Genomic DNA, 19,434 nt, shown 5'->3' on the forward strand with positions numbered 1-19,434 from the left:
TTATAACTCCCTTTGTTTATGTTTTAGTAATGCCTATCGGTAAAAAATAGGATAAATTGTCCGTGATGCGATTGCCGACTCGGATGCCGATCGCTCCAGCCTGACCGCCAATGAGGAAGCTGCCGAACATGACAGAGCCATGCTTGATGCCTGATTCCGTATGGAAATTCGTCGTCGGCAGTTCAATGTACTGCTGATAGACAGGCAGGAAGTGCGTATACGAATCATTCGCATCCTTCAATTCCAGCTCGCCTTGCCCGTTGAAAATCGTCACCGTATCGCCTTCTCTGCCGAAGGAAGGCTTGCTAACGTAGGGCGTATTGCTGCTCAAGAACGAATCCGGCTCTAAATAGGTCGGCAAAAAATAAGCTTCAATCCATCCAAGCTCGGTCTCGTCGAAAAACGGATTTCGTTCCTCATACAATCCCCAGATGACGGCCTGCACCGCCTTGGACTGCAATAAGAAGGCGGAGGGAGGATTCACGACCGCAACCTTGTCTTGCTGGATCAGCTCCAGCAGCCACAAGCCGATCGGATTGCCTTCCTCATCGTGATCCTCGATCAGATTTTCGATGGGGAACGTTTGCCGATAGAGTATGTCAACCCGGTCACCGTTGTCATCATAAAGTCCGTCATGCTGCACGATTTGCAGCTGATCCAGCGGGACAAACCGTGCTGGAATATTCGACAAGCCCATTAAGTAAGCAGCTGTATTGGCATCCTCGACATTATCCTGATGCGCAGTAAACACGACATTCGGACTCGAAAGATCGAAGTCCACTTGCAGCCGGTCGAGGCTTTCGACGATCGCCCTTTCGACCGCTAAAGCGAGCTGGCGCTCATAGCCAGCATTCGGATTGGGCAAGTCAAACGCTTCACACACGAGGCTATTAATCGCATGAAGCTCCTTAATGAATGTCGGCGTGTCCGCGTTGATTTCCAAGCATTTGAACGTATCGTTCTGCTGCACGAGGTCCAGCCTTGCAATTACGCTCTCGACGGATAGGTGATTCAGTCGAATGTAGGGGAGCGTTTCGGGCGGGAAGCCGAGATCGAGCAGCGTCTTGTCGTCGACGGCACGAAGCAGTTGGGCGGTTTTGAAAAAAATATGCCCGATGCGCTGCGTCGCTTCTCGAATCCTTAATACATCTTCCTTCGCTACTTCGTAGACGTCGAATAGCGAGTATTCTTGCCCATACAGATCAGCCCAATAGTCGGGAATAGCGTCGTAAAATCGTTTGCGTCGTTCAGCGTGTTCCGTATCCATTGGCGACTTAGCCTCCGCTGCTGAAGCTGCCTTTGCCAAATCCGGAGCTCTTCTTCGGCGTTAACGTCGACTTGTACGATTTGTAAGAACTATCTTTGTGCAAGGAGGAACTGGAAGAATAATAACGATTATTATGATAATAAGACCGATAGTGGGATGAGCTTGAATCGTCACACTCATAGACGCCTTGCGTGCTGTTCCATTCCCAATCGTTGCAACTGATATCGTTCGGCGGCCTTGGCGGAGATGGCTCCGGATAGGTCGTCTGGCCGCATCCCGACATCGCCGACGCCACGGCTACCGTTGAAATGCCCAGCATCACTTTTTTGGTTAAACTGCTCTTCATGAACAAAAGACCCTCCAATTAAAAATTCAAATCGTCTTTCATTATAAAACACATAGAAAAAGAATAGAGCAAAAAACGAAATATTTCTCAAAAAAATGGTATCATTTTAAAAAATGGAACTTGGAGTGATCGACCATGAATAAACTCACTTATTATATCAAAACAGGATACGACCAATACCAGACGTTTATGTCCTATTATTCGGGTAATGTCGGCATCGACGAAATGTATGCGCGCCAGCTTTGCACTTATCTGGTCGCCAACGGCAGACAATATGAGCTTCTTTCGAACGAAATGCAGTATGAAGAAGAAGCGTTAATTATAAAAGAACTCGGGCCTAATGAAAGATACATGGATGAAGTGAATTATCGCGGTCAAGGCATATTTGTTGAATTCAGAAAGCCAAGCGAGGGTGGAAGAAGACTGGCGGAGCGGCATTGCTCGGACCATTACTCCGTGATGCGATACTTATTGAAGGATGTTGTGGACGTGCCGGGGTTTGGGCAGATGTATACGACGTCGACGGAAGTAGACGAGGATCGTGGGTGTTATGTGGTTTATGTGAAGGGGTTGGAGGAGTAGGTGGGGGGAAAGTTTAAAGAGAGGAATTAAGGATGAACGAAGATCAAAGAGATAAAAAACTTAAATATTTATGCGATCAACATGAGAGTTCAACAGGAAATTATAAAATGTATCTAGTGAATATTTATAATTTTATTTTGAATGAATCTAAAGTGAATAAGAGAGGGTAATTCTAATCTCATCGACCCGAGTAATACCTATCGCCGATCCGTTTTTATGCCTTGGCACTCTACAAATTAGACGGATGCAGTAGTGATTTGGCTAGTAAGATTGTTAATCATATTTATAGACATATTTGAAATATTTTAATTTTATCTAAAGGAGTCTTGATCGTATGGGGTATTATAATCTTGATCCAAACGATATTTCGGAACTAATAAGTAGTTTCCTTGAGAAAAATAATAAACAGAATCTCCAGTTAGACGAAGTAACGAAGATGTTTGAAGAGTACTTCGAGATGAAAGCGAATGAAACGTACCCTCAATACGCTAATAATTACCCACCCAAAACACTTGCTCTTTTACATTCATACCATTTAAATAGAGAAGAATTTTTAAAGACATTTGAATTAATACATAATGAAGAAATACAGAATTTAAAAAGTAAAGTAACCAAAAATAAGTATACTATTTCAGGGATTTTGAGAGTTTTATTAAATGATGAGACTTGTAATGACCTAGAGGTACAAAGTATTGCTGCTATTTGTTCGCTAAACCGACTACATAAAAAGATAATAGATTATACATCTACTAGTTTGTTTTATTCTGATACTTTCGAAGGATTAATAAATACATATGGTAATATGCTGTTCGATGCAGAATGTTTAGGAGGTTTCTCAAGTAGGAGGCAATCGCGACTTGTAAGCATGGAGATTTTTCCTCTTTCAAGACAAATGATCGAATATAATTTCACATATCAATATCCAGTTGTAGAATCAGCTGTATTTCTTATAAGACAGGCCATTGAAGTTCAAATTAAAAGAGGATTGGGAATTTTATATTTAAAACGTAATAAATCAAATGGTTCTTTAGCAGATGTTCCAATAACTCAATTAATTAAATATATAAAAAAAGAAATAAGTAATAAGAGGATTGCGTTATCGGTAGATATAAATATTTTAGAATTAATCAATAAGTGGGTTAATTCGTATATACATACCGGGATTTTTAACTATCCTTTATGGTATATAGAATGGATACAATTTTATTTAAATGATTTCTTTTATGTACAAAAAGCAATAAGTAATTTATATGAATCTAGTGAGTTTAATTCAAACGCCTCGATTTTTGCTGAAAGAAATTATGCTAAAAAGATTCAAGAAAACCTTAAAAGGTATTTCAAGGATTGTGACCTTACACCTTACTCTAAACCAGAAATAATTTCCATAAGCCGTTCTGAAATTATTGTCATACAAAATGAAATAAGAAATCTCGAAAATCGTTTAATATGTAAAGTATAGTTTATACTCAAATTGTCTACTGACCATGCGAACATGCGCATCTAGGCGATAACGTCTGAGCTAGTGGCGGGCGAAAAGGTTTTTGCAGTAGTTCACGAAATCTAGCGTTCATGTCTGCACCTATAACCTTTCGGGTATTTCCCCATCATACGATGATGCATGAGGAAACTTGTGCTCGACGAACAGGATCTATTTATTCCCGAACGTCCAGGCAATCGGAGGATGGACTCGGTTCAAAATATTTTGACAAACCCGCATATCGGTATTCAGTTTTTTATTCCGGGCTTTGGAGAGACGCTGCGGGTGAATGGGAAAGCGTTCGTAAGTCGGGATCCGGAGCTTCTCGAACAATGCGTTGCAAACGGACGTAGTCCTTTATTCGGAATCGGCGTAGAGGTGGAGGAGTGTTACACGCATTGTGCGAGGGCGTTCATCCGATCGGGGCTATGGACTCCGGAATCGTGGTTCCCCAAAGAACAACTTCCTACCTTTCCCCGCATGCTGATTGACCATGCGAGGTTTTTGAATGTGATGGAAGAGCAATTGGCTATAGACTTGAATGAAGGCTATAAGAGCCAATTGTATTAAAGGAACGAAAAAGAAGGCTATCAACACGCCCCTCATGAAGGAAAGGACTCGTGTGAAAGCCTTCTTTTTGCATCATTCCCGGTCTACATAAACTGACTAGCGCGGATTAACATTAACCCTCGCCACCCTCATAAGCCACCAACACCACGCCCAAATCCTGCTCCAGCTGCTGAATTCTCAGCACGTCGTCATCATTGATTTGAGCGACAGGGAAGGGGAAGGACTCGTAAATGCCGAGCTCCCCCGATTGTTCTCTTGCTGCACTATCCATCGAATGACCTCCTCTTCCACAAACAGATACAAGCATGCATCCCAATTCTGTCTGCAAAGTGAGGAAATATACGGCAGGCTAACCCCTAATTACGATGCCTGAATCTTGCAATTTTCAATCGCATCCTGAAACAAGGAACAAATCAGTTCACTCCGTCACTTCTCCCGCAGCATCGACGTCCACAAATCCGTGCTCTCATACCCCAGCCGCCAGAATGCAACGCCTGCGAGATCATATTGCTGCGCAATCGAAATTCGCTCCAGAATCGTATTCGCGGTTTCGGACCAGAACACGTAGGTGTAGCCGTTCTCGTAATATTTGTATTTGGTCTGGCCAAACTCTGGATCATAGGTGCCAACAGCGCCTTTGTCCGCAATCAATTTCGGCACTTGGCTCATGATAACTGCGCGAGAAACATATTCGCCGTTGCTATCCTTCACGATTTGCCCATTCGCATCCAGCTTCCATTCCCGTACATAGAACGGGACGCCGAGCATGAGCTTCGAGCGTGGAATACCGTAATCGAGGTACTGCTGCACGCCTTCCTTCACCCAGTCGAGTCCAGCGACGGAGCCGGGCGTGTCGCTGCCTTGCCAATATTGATCATAAGCCATAATGATGACGGTATCGACGATTTTGCCGATAGCTTCGATATCATAAGCGGTTCTGTTGTTCCATGCGATGTCGCCGCGAAGCAGGTCGATCGACACTTTGAGACCTTGCGCATGCGCAGCAGACGTTAGTTGCGAGACGAAGGACGTAAGTGCAGCGCGATTCGCGTACGAAACGCCTTCAAAATCAAGATTGACGCCCTCGGCGCCAAGCGCCTTCAGTCTGCTGACCAGCTTCTGGACGAACTGCTGTCTAGCCTGCGGATTCGAGAGGAATTGGTTCGTCCTTTTCGCATCAAAATCATTATGGACAAGCGGCCAAATTCGCAACCCGCGCGCGTGCAGGGACGCGGCCAATTCATTGTTGGACAGGTCAGTTAATGTGCCGGAACCGTCCTTAAGCGAGAACCAGGTCGGCGACGTAATGTCGAGCCCTTGCGTATTCGCCAGCTGGCTCTGAATCGTGCCGACGGCAGCGGTTCCGTTCCAGCCTAAGTAGGCCAACGACTGCACATTGGACCAAATGGAATGTCCATCCGAGGTCGTCACCGTTGAACGGGCGAATTTGGCTGCATACGCCACTGCACCGCTCACTGTATGGAACGCGCCGATTTTAGTTTCGCCTTGGTAGACGCCGAGATAAGGGATGTTCGTCCATAGCTCTTTGTCTCCTTGCATAACTTGCGCATTCGCAAAGGGCTTCGCTGCATTCACAGCTGCCAACAGCCCGGTGTAAACGCCAATTTTCCGACCATTCTGACGAACCTCGAATGCGGGAATATTGGAATGGACGACCGTGTTGGTCGCCGAATTGATGACTTGGCTATTCGGGATTTTGGACGCCGCTTGGATCGCATCGTAAAGGAACGCATAAGCAGCGCCATCCTCCGAACCAACCTCCGATGTCACGGTATAATTGGTCGGGCCAGCCTGCTGCTGCTGCTTCTGAGCGGCGGTTAGATTGCTCCACACCCATAGGTTGGTCGCCAAATCGATCACATGCGCATTGGACCATTTGGCCGCTTCCTGCTTGGCCGCTGCGAGCGTAGGGAACGTCCAATTCGGCTTTGTGCTGTCTCCTTGATAAAGCTGGAAGGAGCCGATCTGGCTGTAAGCCCATCCCGGTTGCTGCAAATCGCGTATGTACACATTACGCATCGTCTTGGCGAGTCTCAAGGCGTCGTTATACGATTTAAATTGCCAGCTTGATTTGGTCACGCCGCTCTGGTAAACCGCGTAGCGGGGGATGTTGTCCCATTTCCAGTAGCGTCCCGAAATTTTCTCGACGTGGCTGTAGGCAAATGACTTTGCATAAGCTACCGCTCGATTATAGTCGGCGAATTCCTTTAATGCGCTGTCGTTCTGATAGACTCTGTACTGTGTCATTTTCGTAGATTCAGCGGCGGATGCCCATGATGTTGCTCCAGCCTGAAGGGCCATTACAAGCGCGCCCGCCGCAATCCAATGTTTAAGTTGCAAGCTGCTGTTCACACTCCCTCTGATTGGTCTACTCTATTAGACGCAAGTTTCCGAGAGAGGTTTCTTGGTAATTACTATCATTAATTAATAGAGCGTTTTCACTGGTACCATTGTTGGATGAGTGCCATTACGCCTTTCATTTCCTCCTCGGTTCCGATCGAGATCCGAATCTTGTCCTGCAAGCGAGGCGCGTCAAAATATCTTACAGCCACGCCATGCTCGGCCAACCTGCGCTTGAGCGCAGGAGCATCAGGTGTGGCGTCACGATCCGGCGGCGTGCAGAGGAGGAAGTTCGTATCGGAAGGGACGACGTCGAACCCGAGCTTTCGAAGCGCTGCTTCTGTCTGAATACGCGTTGTGCGAATGTTGGCCGCGATTTGCTTAGTGTACGCTTGATCCGCAAGTGCGGCAATCGCCAGCGATTCGCTCGTGGCGCTGATGTTGTAGATTGTTTTGGTCAAATGGAGCGCATCGATGATGGACGGATGTCCGAGGCCATAACCGACTCGCGTTCCGGCGAGTCCATGCGCTTTGGAAAACGTCCGCAGCACGAGGAGATTCGGATACTTCTCAACGAGCGGGATCGCGGTATGCGGCAGCCCGGCAAAATCGATATACGCTTCGTCGATCACGACCAGCCCTTTTGACAAGCGGACAAGTCGCTCCACCTCGCCAAGGGCGAGCAGCCGACCAGTCGGCGCATTCGGATTGACGAGCGCAATTGCCGCTGCTTGAGCAGCAAGGAGCGCATCGACGTCAATCGTGAAATCTGCGCGCGTTTCAACGCGAATGAGCTTAGCCTGTGCAGCGTTAGCCGCCGTTTCATAAAAGTTGAACGAGGGATAAGGCATTGCGATCGTGCCGCCAAGGCCGATGAACGTATGGAAAAGCATCGTGATCAGCTCGCTTGAGCCGTTGCCGCAGATGATCTGCGCAGGACTTACGGCGTGATGCTCAGCGATAGCGGACTTGAGCTTTCCGTAATCGGCAGAAGGATAACGGCTGACGGCTTGCTCCAACAGCGCCTTCATTTGCTCGCGAACGAACGGGGAAGGCGGGTAGGGACTCTCATTTTGATCCAGCTTGATCGTCGCTGCTGCTTCTGGTCTTTCCTGTGCCGAGGGCACGCTGCTGTAAGGCTTCAATTGGCTAACGTGGGGGAGTGCGTAGGTCATGTTAGTTCCTCCTCTTGATTGGGTGATGACGACTTCTTTTCTTTTGGCTGTGTCGATGATAGGATGATCTTACGATGCATCTGTCATATGATAAAGGTGCAGATTCAGAGAATTGAAAGTGACAGATAGGAAAAGAAGGGGATTGTTTATGGCGGAGCTGACGCCTTTTATCGATGAGCATTCGGGAGAGCCGATCTATATCCAGCTGTACCGGTATGTTCGCAAGGAGATGGTGGAGGGGCGGATCGTAGCCGGCACGAAGCTGCCTTCCGTTAGAGAGCTGGCACAGCGGCTGCGCATTAGCCGGACGCCAGTCGCGCTGGCGTATGATCAGCTGCAAGCGGAAGGGTATGTGCGGACAAGGCCGCGCAGCGGGATTTTCGCAGAAGCGCTGCCAGAAGCGGCGGAATCAGCTAGCGGAATGAGAGGCGCAGGACAGAAGCGGCGAGAGGGTCGAGACCATGATCAGCCGATCACGGCTTCCAGCGAGGTGTCGTCTGGCGGGAACCGTCTTATCGATCCAGTGATCGATTTCGGCGTTGGCGCTATCGATTGGTCGAGGTTTCCTGCAGCGGCGTGGCGCAAATGGATGAATGAATGCTTGCATCTGGACAATGGTCGGTTGTATCAGCATGGCGAGCTGCAAGGGGAGCGGGAGCTGCGGGAAGAAATCGCAGCCTATTTGCATCGAACGCGAGGCGTGCGTTGTACGCCGGAGTCGATTGTAGTCGGAGCAGGTACGTATCATTCCTTAGACCTGGCGCTAATGCTTATCTATGACGAGGATTCGGAGAAGCTTATCGCTTCAGAGGCAGCAGTGAATGAGGGGGTTCAGCGATTGTTTGAGCGCCATCGGCTGCAGGTTCAACCATTCGTGCTCGAAGCGGATGGGATAAACGTAGATGAACTGCGGAATAGTTGTCCATCGTCAGCACGGGCCGCTTATGTCACGCCCTCGCATCAATATCCGCTAGGTATGACGTTAGCGGTCGCCAAGCGATTAAAGCTCTTGCAATGGGCAGCGGACACAGGCGCTTACATCATCGAAAATGATTATGACGGCGAGTTTCGGTACGCGGGACGTCCGATTCCAGCGCTTCAGGGGCTGGACGAGCAGGGCTCCGTCGTTTATATCGGAACCTTCTCGCAAGCAGTGACGCCTTCGTTTCGATTAAGCTATGCCGTACTTCCGCCGGCGCTGCTTGCGCGGTTTCAGGAGCGGAGACACAGCTATGACCAGTTCGCTTCTACGGTTTTTCAGCATGCGATGCGTTTATTCATGTCGTCAGGCGGTTTCGGACGCCATATGCGCACGATGCGTGCTTTGTATCAGCGCAAGCGAGACACGGCGCTTCATACGATTCGCAGCATTTTTCAAGTGGAACCCGAAGAAGGAAGCGGAGGTAAAGTTCAAGTCATCGGCGAACAGTCCGGTCTCCATATGCTGATACGGCTCCACAATGGGTTATCGGAGCAAGAGATGATTGCCAGAGCAGCAGCAGCCGGAGTTAGCGTGTACCCGATTTCCGGGTACTGGCTCCAAGCGAGCGATGCGCAGGATTACTCGTCTACCGTGTTAATTGGCTTCGGCGGGTTGACAGAGGAGGCGATTCGGGAGGGAATTGCACGGTTAGCGATTGCTTGGCGAGCGGAGTAATCGGATACCGAGGATATCGGTGGCGTAAAAGCTATCGCGGGGCCATTTGGTATAATAATCCCGTGGCTGATGAAAATCGACAGAATAGGACGTGGGGAAATTGGGAAACGAGCTAATTGCAGCTGCTCAGCGTGGGGACGTACAGAAACTTGTACAGCTGTTGGAACAAGGAGCCGACAAGAACGGAAGAGATCATAAGGGACGGACTGCAATGTTAGCTGCAACCCATGCGAATAAGCCGGAGATTGTCCGCATTCTTATCGATGCCGGGGCGGATATGAACCTGCAAGACAACATAAAGGATAATCCGTTTCTATATGCCGGAGCACAGGGCCGCTTGGAAATTTTGAAGCTCCTTATTGAGGCTGGAGCGGATACAAAGCTAACAAACCGGTTTGGGGGATCTGCCCTCATTCCCGCGGCTGAGAAAGGTCATGTAGAAAATGTGAGAGTGCTGCTGACGAGCACGGATGTCAACATCGACCATATCAACAACTTGGGTTGGACTGCGCTGCTTGAGGTTGCGATTCTGGGCAATGGCGGGCAGCGTCACCAGCAAATTGCGCAGCTGCTCGTCGATCATGGCGCGGATTTAAATATTGCCGATCGAGACGGCGTGACTTCTTTGCAGCATGCCAGACGGAATGGTTTTGCGGAGATTGAACGCATTCTAGTAAAAGCCGGGGCTAAGTAAATTAATCTCATCTAAAAGTCGATTTATCCTTGAGTGTTGTCTACTTAGCCAATAGACGTCTCTAAATCTTAAGCCACCGAGTAGATTGATGTATGTAAATACATGAATCTACTCGGTGGCTTTTTATGAATTCGGTATATGGATTGATCGGGCAAGCGTACGTATAGACGGTCAGTCTATCGCGATTCCATTCGGCTTGTTAGAGGGAATTCCGATTGGCAGCATAGCGTCCGCCCAGCGTATTCTGATCACGTATTCCGCGTTGGTCGATAGCCTCCCGACGAATGCTGTTGTGCTGAACCAAGCGTTTATCGAGGGCGATTTGGCGCCTCCTGGCAGCCTGCCTATACCAATCGAAATTCCGTCCAACATCGTCTCTGTTCCGATTCTCGATAATCAGGTGCGTATTGTCAAAAAAGCCGGTGTCTCGCTCTCGTTCATAGGCTCTGCGATTGATTATCTCATTGCTATGGAAAATGGCGGGGGAACGGATCTGACCGACGTCACGCTGAGCGATGCGTTGCCTGCCGGTACCCGGTTTGTGAAGGGGAGAATGGTATTGGGCGCTCCTTTTTTAACGGACTCCAGAGCCACTATATTTCTCCAATCGCGTCAGTTACAAATGTAACGGACTCCACAGCCTTTATTTAGCTGTTTTATCGCCTTTGGGGACGAATTGGGTCAAATAGCGGCCGCTCGGTCCGTTACAGAAAATAAGCGACGTATTCTGCCCCAATAAGGGCTCATGAGTCCGTTAGAGCGCCTCGCCAACCATTGACGCCGAACTACAGGCTTTTCATCAATGGTCGGGTCGTTTCGGATGGTTTGTTTCCCATATTGAAAAAGGGTGCCCCCAAGCTACGCTTATGGGACACCCTCTATTCATCATTAAGCCATCATGTTCAAATCGTGATGTCGGCCCAAAACTCTTCGTCGGCATCCAGCGTAATCTGGGAGCGATACACGCGTGTGTTGTACTGCTCCAGCATGTAACGTTCGATTGCCTCAAGCAGGTTCGCTTCCACGAGATATTGGCTTCGGCCTTCCACCCAAACCTCGGCGGTAAAGCCGTATTCCTCATCCCACGACAGCTGCACTTCAACCTCGGTAGGCGAGATGCCCCTTCGGCTTCCGATGTGCAGACAGACGGCATTAATGATTTCATCGGTTAGGATTCGCATCTTTAGTAGCGTCTCCGATTGTCATGATTCGTTCGGTTTCGGCGGAAGTACTGAATGGCCGCCCGGATAAGCGCGAACAAGGCGAAGATCGCGAATACGTTAAGCAGCAAACCGATCAGGTTTCCGAAAAATCCCATGTTGGAGAAAATACCGCCGAACAGCAGTCCTGCGAGTCCGCCGATCATAAGGCCTTTCATGAAGCTGCCGCCGCTGAAAAATCCTCGTTTGGCAGTCGTATTCGCTGTCGATCCTGATTTGGAGCCCGGATTCGATTGGCTTACGTTGTTGGTATCCTTTTTAGGCGTTTGCGTGTAGCTTTGCTTAGGCGATTTAACGGACCTGCGCGGCTTAGCGTCAGCTGATTCCGTCACTACGACGAATAGCAGGGTGAAGACCATAAATAAGGCTAGTGCTTTTTTGAACAAGTGAATCTCCTCCAGTTATTTCGATGTTAGGCTGTCGTTGCACTCTAGTCCTATTACGGCTACAATGAACGTTGGTTTCAAAAATAAGACGATCTGGGGGATGCGGCCGAGATGGAACAACGTTATCCGCTATCATATATATCCTATTTGTCCGAATTTCATGCAACACGCGATTTTTTTGAATGCCATGAATTGCTGGAAGAGTATTGGAAAGAGCATCCGAACGAGCCGTTAACCGATACGTGGCACGGCCTCATTCAGTTGGCAGTCGGATTGTACCATCATCGCAGGGGCAATCGGGCAGGCGCGCTCAAAATGTGGGCGCAGGCGCTTATACGCCTTCATGCAGACAAGCTGGAGCAGCTTGGGTTGGACGGAAGAGCATTGTTGAGCGAGCTAGCTGAACGCAGGAAGCTGCTGGAGCTGGATGCAACGTACGGCTACACCGATATGACGCTATCAATCCAAGATGCGCAGCTGAAGGCGGCATGCTTGCAGCAATGTGAGGAAAACGGATGGGTCTGGGGAATGCCGAGCTCGGAGGCGGATGAGTCGGTCATTCATCGCCATCTGACAAGGGATCGCAGCGAGGTTGTTGCGGCAAGGGCGTTGTCGGCGGAGCAGAAGCGGCAAGCGCGTCATTCGGAATGAACCAATTACATATGGATAGAACAAGGACACCTGACCATGCGATGCATGGGAGGTGTCCTGATTTGTTACGGTAGATTTAAGGTTTACTCGGCTAGAAGCGCTTGATAGCCTTCGGTCACGACTTCCAGCTTGCCCGTCTCTGGGTGAACGATCAGGCCGTGTACCGGCGTGCCTGGCGGCAGCAGCGGGTGATTGCGAATGATATTAACGGAGTTCTCAACGCTCTGATGAACGTTCTCGAAGCCGCGCAGCCAGCGCATCAGGTCGAGGCCGGAGTTTTTCAGCGTCTTGATCGTGTCGCCGGATACGCCGCGGTCGACCATTTTGCTAACGCTTTTCTCGGGGTTGATGCCGGTCATGCCGCAGTCATGGTGGCCGATAACGACGACTTCGTCTGCGCCGAGCTCATAGATGGCTACGAGTACGCTCCGCATAATGTTGCCGAACGGCTGCGTGACGATTGCGCCGGCATTTTTGATGATTTTGACATCGCCGTTATGGATGTTCATAGCTTTAGGCAGAAGCTCAGTCAGGCGCGTGTCCATACACGTAACAATGACCATTTTGCGATTTGGGAATTTATCCGTTTTGTAAGGCTCATACTGCTTGTCTTGCACGAATTGCTCGTTGTACGCGATAATTTGATCTAATTGAGTCATGGGAAAGTCCTCCTTGGTTTTGGGTTCATATATTTTTAAAATGACGGATAAATGGAGAGTATGAGATCACGACTTCAGCAGCCGCAGGTTGTTCGTATAAATTTGCCCGTCGCTTTTCAGGCTGAAGGCATGGCGCGATTCGTCGAAGTCGACGCGAAGCTTCGGCTCGAAAAAAACTTCGAAGCGGGGTTCGTACCAGAATGAAAACGGATCGCCGTTGCCGAGCGCTTCGTCTGGCCCGCCAGTCTCGATCATTTGCAGCGCGGGAACGCCGCTAACGACACAACCGCACCCTTCGGTATCGTACAAAAGCTTGATCTGGCGACTTCCGTCTGCAAGATACGGCTTAAGCGCGGCTTGTGCCGAAGGGGTAAACGTAATATGCATTAGGATCTCCTCCACTCTATCTATCTCTAGTATGTGCATTAAAGTTGATTATAAGTGGTTCAAAAAGTATGATCAAGTAGAATGCAATCAGAAATGAAAGGTGGAGAGAACGAATGACGACAACCTACGAGCAGGCATTACATACGTTCAAAGAAAAAATCAAGCAAATCAAGAGCTATGATGAGGCGCTAGGCGTGCTGTATTGGGATCTGCGCACGGGAGCGCCGCGCAAAGGCGTCAACACCCGTTCGGAGGCAATCGGCGTGTTATCGACGGAAATGTTCAAGCTGTCAACGTCGAAGGAGATGGGCGAGCTGCTTTCCCAGCTGGAGGACTCGGCAGCAAGCGAGCAGCTCAGCGATATCGACCGTCGCCTTGTGGCGGAGACGCGCAAGGATTACGACCGAAGCGTTCTAATTCCACCGCAGCTATATCAGGAATATGTGGTGCTGACTTCGCAATCGGAGTCGGCGTGGGAAGAGGCGAAGGAGAAGGGCGATTACGAAGAGTTCCGTCCTTATTTGGATAAAATCATTAACTATACGAATCAATTCATCGATCTGTGGGGTACCAAAGCGACGCGTTATGACACGCTGCTCGACCAGTACGAACCGGGCATGACCGTTGCCGAGCTGGACCGAGTATTCAGCGGGCTGCGCGACAAGCTGGTTCCGCTGGCGTCGGCCATTGCCGCATCGCCGCATCAGCCGAATACCTCGTTCTTGAAGCAGCAATATGCGAAGGATGCGCAAAAATCGTTCAGCCTGTTCGTGCTCGAACAGATGGGCTTTGACTTCCAGGCCGGAAGACTCGATGAGAGCGTGCATCCATTCGCGACAGGCTTGAACCCGGGCGATGTGCGGATTACGACGCGCTACCTGCAAGATGATGTTACGAGCGCTTTGTTCGGCACGATCCATGAGGGCGGTCATGCGCTGTATGAGCAAAATATCGGCGAAGATTTGATCGGCACGACGCTTGCGACGGGAACGTCGATGGGGATTCACGAATCGCAGTCCCGTTTCTGGGAAAATGTGATCGGACGCAGCCGTCCGTTCTGGGAGCGCTACTACGGCGATCTGACGAGTCGCTTCCCAGGGCAGTTGGATCATGTGCCAGTGGACGACTTCTATCGCGCGACGAACGTCGTAGCGCCTTCGCTCATCCGGATCGAGGCTGATGAGCTGACATATAACCTTCACATCATCATCCGTTATGAGATCGAGAAGCTGATCTTTAATGAAGGGGCGAAAGCAGCGGATCTGCCGCAAATCTGGAATGACAAGTACCGCGAGTATCTTGGCATCGTTCCTGACAGCAATGCGAATGGCGTGCTCCAGGACGTGCATTGGTCAGGCGGCGCGTTCGGGTATTTCCCTTCGTACTCGCTTGGCAATATGTACGCTGCGCAAATCGCGGATACGCTGGAGCGCGAGCTGCCAAGCTTCTGGCAGTTGGTCGGAAGCGGCGATTTGCTGCCCATTAAGCAATGGCTGACCGAGCGCGTGTACAAGTGGGGCAAGGCGCGGACGCCGTCCGAGATTATCGTGGGCGCAACGGGCAAACCGCTGGATCCATCGCATCTAGTGACGTATCTGGAACGGAAATATAAAGATATTTATAAATTGTAAGCCCAAGTAGGGGCTGTCCCGAAAGCCGTTGTGAATCGGCATTCGGGACAGCCTTTTTTCATTTGCTCATATGGTAGATGTCCTACATGATGCGGCCTTAGCGAGACAGAGCTTTGCTCTCAGCCCGCCACCGCCATGTCGTTGCATTTAGTACAACGGGAAGGGCAGGAGTGGCCCGTCCCGAAGGTTTCCATTGCAGTTCATGCAACGAGATAAATTCCAGAAGAGCCGTGATGTGCTTAAAGCCCGGAAAGTCTGCTTTCCCGTTGCCCAGAATGCAATGATGCCTCCTTACTTCCGTGCTACCGTTGGTTCCGTTGTACGAACTGCAATGAGCAGGCTGCTGCACGCCCACCCACTCCACCTTCAATAGGATGTACACCGTAGTTCGCACGCAACCGCAATTGCAACCGTAACGCGAACCGCTCGCTGAGGCGTTAAAACAGGGGTGCCCCCAGCCGGAACGGCTTGTGGGAGATCCCTTGTTTGGTGTCGCAGCAGTTCGGCCTATACCATTCAGTTCGCATGCACCTCCGCATCCGCCCATGCATACGCTGTAGTACTCAACTACAGGCATACCGGTTCGTTAGCGTAATAACGAATGCACGGATAATGGAGGGATCTCGATGACAAGGAATGCGCGCAAGGGCTGGATCGCAGCGGCGCTGGCAATCGTAATGATTGCATCGCTGCTGGCTTCATGCGGCAAATCAGGGGACGGCAAAACGAAAGTAACGATTGGCGAGGTTACACGGTCGCTGTTTTATGCGCCGGAGTACGTAGCGGTTGCCAAAGGCTATTTTGAAGCAGAAGGGCTCGATGTCGAGCTGACGACGACGCCGGGCGGCGATAAAACAATGACGGCGCTGCTCTCGAATACGATTGACGTTGCGCTGGTAGGATCGGAAACGTCGATATACGTGGCGCAGCAAGGCGCGGATGACCCGGTCATAAACTTTGCGCAGCTGACGCAGACGGATGGCACGTTCCTCGTAGCGCGCAAGCCCGTGGACGCGTTCGATTGGTCTTCGCTGAAGGGCGTAGATTTTCTCGGGCAGCGTAAGGGCGGAATGCCGCAGATGGCAGGCGAATTCACGCTGAAGAAGCATGGCATTGATCCGAAGAAGGATTTGAATCTGATTCAAAACATTGATTTTGCCAATATTCCAGCAGCATTCTTGTCCGGCACAGGCGCATACGTGCAGCTGTTCGAGCCGCAAGCGTCGATCATCGAGAAGGAAGGCAAGGGCCACGTTGTCGCTTCGTTCGGGGTAGAGAGCGGGCATCTGCCTTATACGGTATTCATGGCGAAGCAAAGCTTCATCAGCAAGCATAAAGATACAGTGCAGTCGTTCACGAACGCGATCCATCAAGCACAGCGGTGGGTGGCGGAGCATTCAGCTGAGGAAATCGCTGATGTTGTGCTCCCTTATTTCCAAAATACAGACCGCGCCATCGCGGTAAGCGCGATTGATCGCTACAAAAAACAAGGCTCGTATGCATCCGATCCGATCGTTGACGAGGCGGAGTGGAACAACCTGCTCGACGTCATGACGACGGCCGGCGAATTGAAAGAACGCGTTCCTTACGAGAAATTGGTCGATACCACATATGCGCAAGCGGCAATCGAAGCTTCTAAATAATTGCGATTTGCGATCGATAAAGGAGAGGGCGAGCAATGCCGGAGCTAGAGAAGCTGCAGCTGCGGAACGTATCGCATGTATATGTCAATGACCACGGCGCATCGCTCGCGGTTGATTCCATCGACCTGACGATTCGAGCAGGCGAATTCGTCAGCTTCGTTGGGCCGAGCGGCTGCGGCAAAACGACGCTGCTGCATCTCATTGCAGGATTGCTGAAACCTGCTCGCGGCAGCGTGCTCATCGACGGGAAGCCAGTCAGCGAACCTTCAACGGCAGTTGGCTATATGCTTCAGCAGGATTATTTGTTCCCGTGGCGCACGATCCGGGAGAATGCCGAGCTCGGCCTGAAGATCAGCGGCAGGCTGACCAAGGAGGGAGCGGCTCGCGTGCATGGTCTGCTGGAAGAGCTGGAGCTTGGCGGCACAGAGGATCGTTACCCGCATGAGCTGTCCGGCGGCATGCGCCAGCGAGTCGCGCTTGCCCGGACGCTGGCAACAGAGCCGGAGATGATGCTGCTGGATGAACCTTTTTCCGCACTGGATATGCATATCAAGCTGCAGCTCGAGGATCTTGTGTGGCAAACGATTCGAAGGCGCGGCCAGACGGCCATCCTTGTAACGCATGATTTGGCTGAAGCCGCGGCCATGAGCGACAGGGTGATCGTTCTCGGACGGAATCCTGGTCATATCCGGCTAACGGTCGAATCGCCGGAGCAATTGCGATCGATCCCGCCAATGGAGACGCGTCGCCATGCGGATTTTCAAGCGGTATTCGAACGGCTGTGGTCGGAGCTTGATCATGAAGAGCAGCTGACGAGCGAGCTGGAGGAAAGGGGTGGACAGCATGCTTGACGATTCGAACGAACAGCGATCCGTCCATACGAGTGCCTCCAGTGACTGGATCAAGCCGTTATATACGGAGCATCAGAAGCGAACGCGCCGCCGTACGACGGCCGTATTCGTTGTGCGGACTGTGCTGTTGATCCTGTTTATTGGACTGTGGGAAGCTGCGGGCCGGAACAAATGGATCGACCCGCTTCTGTTCAGCTTCCCGTCACGCATTATGAATCTGCTCGGTGATATGGTGCGCGATGGCACGATATGGTCGCATGTCGGGATGACGGTCGGAGAGACGATTGGCGGTTTTATTCTCGGCACGGCGCTGGGCACGCTGATCGCGGCATTGCTTTGGCTGTTTCCTTTTGTATCGCGCGTATTGGACCCTTACTTGGTCGTGTTGAACAGCATGCCGAAGGTTGCCCTCGGGCCAATCTTCATCGTCGTGCTCGGACCGGGCTTCCTGTCCATCGTTGTGACAACATTGTCCGTGACGGTCATCATCACTACCCTTAACATATACAATCAGTTTCGCGAAGTGGAAGAAGGGTATATCAAGGTTGTCCGGCTGTTCGGCGCTTCCCGGCTGCGAACGTTCTGGTACGTCATCGTACCTGCCTCGTTCCCCGTTATCATATCGACGTTGAAGGTGAATGTCGGCTTATCCTGGGTCGGCGTGATCGTCGGCGAATTTCTAGTGGCAAAGCTCGGACTCGGGTACCTCATTATTTACGGCTTCCAAGTGTTCAACTTCACGCTCGTGCTGGCCAGCTTATTCGTTATCGCGATCGTGGCGACGATCATGTATCAGCTTGTGTCGATACTGGAGCATAGGTTGACTGGCAGACGGCGCGAGCGGTAGGATAAAAGAACAAATTTGGTTGTGCGGATGAGGGATGCTGTGATGGGAATTCGCGTTATAAAAACTGCGTTAGCCGCTTTAGCGGCGATTTATACTGCTGCTTATTTCGATCTGAGCCCGCCGTTATCGGCGGGCATTTTGGCGATTCTCGGCGTTGAGGTCACGCGAATGAAGGGGCTGAAAAGCTCCCTCGTGCGTTTCGTCGCAGCCGTGCTCGGACTATTCCTTGCATCGATTCTATTTGTGACATTAGGGTTCCATATTTGGGCCGTCTCGTTGTTCATTCTCGTGACGTTCCCGCTGCTTGCGCGATTCCAACTGAAGGACGGGATCGTCACGTCCTCCGTCATCGTCTTTCATATCTTCGATCATGGCGAAGTGACAACAGCGCTTATCCGGAATGAAATTATGCTGTTGCTGGCTGGCTTAGGCTGGGCGACGATCATAAACCTCATCTATATGCCGACGGAGGAGAAGCGTTTGGCTGCGATGCGATCGGAAACGGAGCGGCTGTTCGGCGAAATTTTCCGGCAGATGGCACATACGCTTCGCGATCCGGCTCATGTATGGGATGGCAACGAGCTGCTGGAGGCGCATAAGGCGATTGACCATGGCATAATTCGAGCGGCGGTTAGCCGGGAAAATCGGTTCGGTCGAGGCGAACGGTATTGGGAAGTGTATTTTCTCATGCGGAAGTATCAATTGGATTCCATTCAGCAAATGCTTGTCCTGCTTGCATTCGTCTATGAGAGCGTGCCTCAGGGCGAGCAAATCGCGGAGCTGCTGGAATCGCTGATGGATGACGTGAAATCGGATGTTTATGAAGGAAAAGTGGAAGAACGGCTGACGGCGCTGGAAAACGAGTTCCGGTCGATGGATCTTCCTCAGACTCGCAAGGAGTTCGAGGTGCGCGCTTCGCTGTTTCAGCTGTGCAGAGAGCTTGAACGGTATCTCGCTACGGCAAAAAGAAGCAAACGAAAGAAGAGTCATGTTCGCGATTCTAAGGCCATACAATAGATAGGGAAGAAAA

At 50.6% G+C, this 19,434-nt stretch carries 21 protein-coding genes; 12 read left to right on the forward strand and 9 right to left on the reverse strand.

From position 1 onward, the window contains the following. Positions 1-16 precede the first annotated feature (16 nt). Positions 17-1,267 carry a glutathionylspermidine synthase family protein gene (locus PAECUDRAFT_RS03575; RefSeq protein WP_006036734.1) on the reverse strand — a complete coding sequence of 417 codons (1,251 nt, stop codon included), beginning with the start codon at positions 1,265-1,267 and terminating at the stop codon, positions 17-19. Between the two features lie 7 nt (positions 1,268-1,274). Next, positions 1,275-1,613, reverse strand: a complete 339-nt coding sequence (locus tag PAECUDRAFT_RS03580) for a hypothetical protein (protein WP_006036735.1) — start codon at positions 1,611-1,613, stop codon at positions 1,275-1,277. Positions 1,614-1,748: 135 nt separating this feature from the next. On the opposite strand from PAECUDRAFT_RS03580, the gene PAECUDRAFT_RS03585 reads away from it, so the two are divergent. The 3 genes from PAECUDRAFT_RS03585 (at position 1,749) to PAECUDRAFT_RS03595 (ending at position 4,242) form a co-directional block, all read left to right on the forward strand. Beyond that, entirely contained in the window at positions 1,749-2,195 is a 447-nt protein-coding gene (locus PAECUDRAFT_RS03585; protein ID WP_006036736.1) for a hypothetical protein, read from the forward strand. Between the two features lie 334 nt (positions 2,196-2,529). Then, entirely contained in the window at positions 2,530-3,654 is a 1,125-nt protein-coding gene (locus PAECUDRAFT_RS03590) for a hypothetical protein (protein ID WP_006036738.1), read from the forward strand. 171 nt (positions 3,655-3,825) lie between these two features. Further along, on the forward strand, positions 3,826-4,242 hold the full coding sequence (locus tag PAECUDRAFT_RS03595; protein WP_006036739.1) for a pyridoxamine 5'-phosphate oxidase family protein: 417 nt from the start codon (positions 3,826-3,828) through the stop codon (positions 4,240-4,242). A gap of 112 nt (positions 4,243-4,354) precedes the next feature. On the opposite strand, the gene PAECUDRAFT_RS25860 is transcribed toward PAECUDRAFT_RS03595, so the two are convergent. From PAECUDRAFT_RS25860 to hisC, 3 genes are all read right to left on the reverse strand, one after another. Then, positions 4,355-4,513, reverse strand: coding sequence for a hypothetical protein (locus tag PAECUDRAFT_RS25860; RefSeq protein ID WP_006036740.1), 159 nt, complete (start codon positions 4,511-4,513; stop codon positions 4,355-4,357). A gap of 155 nt (positions 4,514-4,668) precedes the next feature. Continuing rightward, positions 4,669-6,603: a glycosyl hydrolase family 18 protein gene (locus PAECUDRAFT_RS03600; protein WP_040711578.1), complete on the reverse strand. Its 1,935-nt coding sequence runs from the start codon at positions 6,601-6,603 to the stop codon at positions 4,669-4,671. A 98-nt stretch (positions 6,604-6,701) separates the two neighbouring features. After that, positions 6,702-7,778, reverse strand: coding sequence for a histidinol-phosphate transaminase (hisC, locus tag PAECUDRAFT_RS03605; RefSeq protein WP_006036742.1), 1,077 nt, complete (start codon positions 7,776-7,778; stop codon positions 6,702-6,704). A 148-nt stretch (positions 7,779-7,926) separates the two neighbouring features. Between hisC and pdxR the strand changes: the two genes are divergently transcribed. The 3 genes from pdxR to PAECUDRAFT_RS03620 all read left to right on the forward strand — a co-directional run bounded on the left by pdxR (position 7,927) and on the right by PAECUDRAFT_RS03620 (position 10,757). Continuing rightward, complete coding sequence (gene pdxR / locus PAECUDRAFT_RS03610; protein ID WP_006036743.1) at positions 7,927-9,435, forward strand: MocR-like pyridoxine biosynthesis transcription factor PdxR; 1,509 nt, start codon at positions 7,927-7,929, stop codon at positions 9,433-9,435. Between the two features lie 91 nt (positions 9,436-9,526). After that, complete coding sequence (locus tag PAECUDRAFT_RS03615) at positions 9,527-10,129, forward strand: ankyrin repeat domain-containing protein (protein WP_233516720.1); 603 nt, start codon at positions 9,527-9,529, stop codon at positions 10,127-10,129. Positions 10,130-10,244: 115 nt separating this feature from the next. Beyond that, positions 10,245-10,757, forward strand: a complete 513-nt coding sequence (locus PAECUDRAFT_RS03620; RefSeq protein ID WP_006036745.1) for a DUF11 domain-containing protein — start codon at positions 10,245-10,247, stop codon at positions 10,755-10,757. Between the two features lie 274 nt (positions 10,758-11,031). On the opposite strand, the gene PAECUDRAFT_RS03625 is transcribed toward PAECUDRAFT_RS03620, so the two are convergent. After that, the gene (locus PAECUDRAFT_RS03625) at positions 11,032-11,310 is read right to left on the reverse strand and encodes a YxcD family protein (RefSeq protein ID WP_006036746.1); all 279 of its coding nucleotides are present in this window, start codon (positions 11,308-11,310) and stop codon (positions 11,032-11,034) included. 2 nt (positions 11,311-11,312) lie between these two features. After that, the gene (locus tag PAECUDRAFT_RS03630; RefSeq protein WP_006036747.1) at positions 11,313-11,735 is read right to left on the reverse strand and encodes a hypothetical protein; all 423 of its coding nucleotides are present in this window, start codon (positions 11,733-11,735) and stop codon (positions 11,313-11,315) included. Between the two features lie 111 nt (positions 11,736-11,846). On the opposite strand from PAECUDRAFT_RS03630, the gene PAECUDRAFT_RS03635 reads away from it, so the two are divergent. Next, the gene (locus PAECUDRAFT_RS03635) at positions 11,847-12,386 is read left to right on the forward strand and encodes a DUF309 domain-containing protein (RefSeq protein ID WP_006036748.1); all 540 of its coding nucleotides are present in this window, start codon (positions 11,847-11,849) and stop codon (positions 12,384-12,386) included. 83 nt (positions 12,387-12,469) lie between these two features. Here the strand turns inward: PAECUDRAFT_RS03635 and PAECUDRAFT_RS03640 are convergent, their stop codons facing one another. Together PAECUDRAFT_RS03640 and PAECUDRAFT_RS03645 are read right to left on the reverse strand one after the other, a co-directional pair. Next, the gene (locus tag PAECUDRAFT_RS03640; RefSeq protein WP_006036749.1) at positions 12,470-13,045 is read right to left on the reverse strand and encodes a beta-class carbonic anhydrase; all 576 of its coding nucleotides are present in this window, start codon (positions 13,043-13,045) and stop codon (positions 12,470-12,472) included. A 66-nt stretch (positions 13,046-13,111) separates the two neighbouring features. Further along, the gene (locus tag PAECUDRAFT_RS03645; protein WP_006036750.1) at positions 13,112-13,432 is read right to left on the reverse strand and encodes an iron-sulfur cluster biosynthesis family protein; all 321 of its coding nucleotides are present in this window, start codon (positions 13,430-13,432) and stop codon (positions 13,112-13,114) included. A gap of 113 nt (positions 13,433-13,545) precedes the next feature. Here PAECUDRAFT_RS03645 and PAECUDRAFT_RS03650 point away from each other — a divergent pair, with 113 nt between their 5' ends. The 5 genes from PAECUDRAFT_RS03650 (at position 13,546) to PAECUDRAFT_RS03670 (ending at position 19,421) form a co-directional block, all read left to right on the forward strand. Continuing rightward, a complete protein-coding gene (locus tag PAECUDRAFT_RS03650) occupies positions 13,546-15,063 on the forward strand; it encodes a carboxypeptidase M32 (RefSeq protein WP_006036751.1) in 1,518 nt (505 codons plus the stop codon). 626 nt (positions 15,064-15,689) lie between these two features. Further along, positions 15,690-16,706 (forward strand): ABC transporter substrate-binding protein, encoded by a 1,017-nt coding sequence (locus PAECUDRAFT_RS03655; protein WP_006036752.1) that lies wholly within the window; start codon positions 15,690-15,692, stop codon positions 16,704-16,706. Positions 16,707-16,741: 35 nt separating this feature from the next. Further along, positions 16,742-17,557 carry an ABC transporter ATP-binding protein gene (locus PAECUDRAFT_RS03660; protein ID WP_006036753.1) on the forward strand — a complete coding sequence of 272 codons (816 nt, stop codon included), beginning with the start codon at positions 16,742-16,744 and terminating at the stop codon, positions 17,555-17,557. Further along, a complete protein-coding gene (locus PAECUDRAFT_RS03665) occupies positions 17,550-18,404 on the forward strand; it encodes an ABC transporter permease (protein ID WP_040711580.1) in 855 nt (284 codons plus the stop codon). The genes PAECUDRAFT_RS03660 and PAECUDRAFT_RS03665 overlap by 8 nt, the downstream gene beginning before the upstream one ends. Positions 18,405-18,446: 42 nt before the next feature. Beyond that, positions 18,447-19,421, forward strand: a complete 975-nt coding sequence (locus tag PAECUDRAFT_RS03670; protein WP_006036755.1) for an aromatic acid exporter family protein — start codon at positions 18,447-18,449, stop codon at positions 19,419-19,421. Positions 19,422-19,434 lie beyond the last annotated feature (13 nt).

Origin of the sequence: Paenibacillus curdlanolyticus YK9, from assembly GCF_000179615.1 — a bacterium.
Lineage (GTDB): Bacteria > Bacillota > Bacilli > Paenibacillales > Paenibacillaceae > Paenibacillus_T > Paenibacillus_T curdlanolyticus.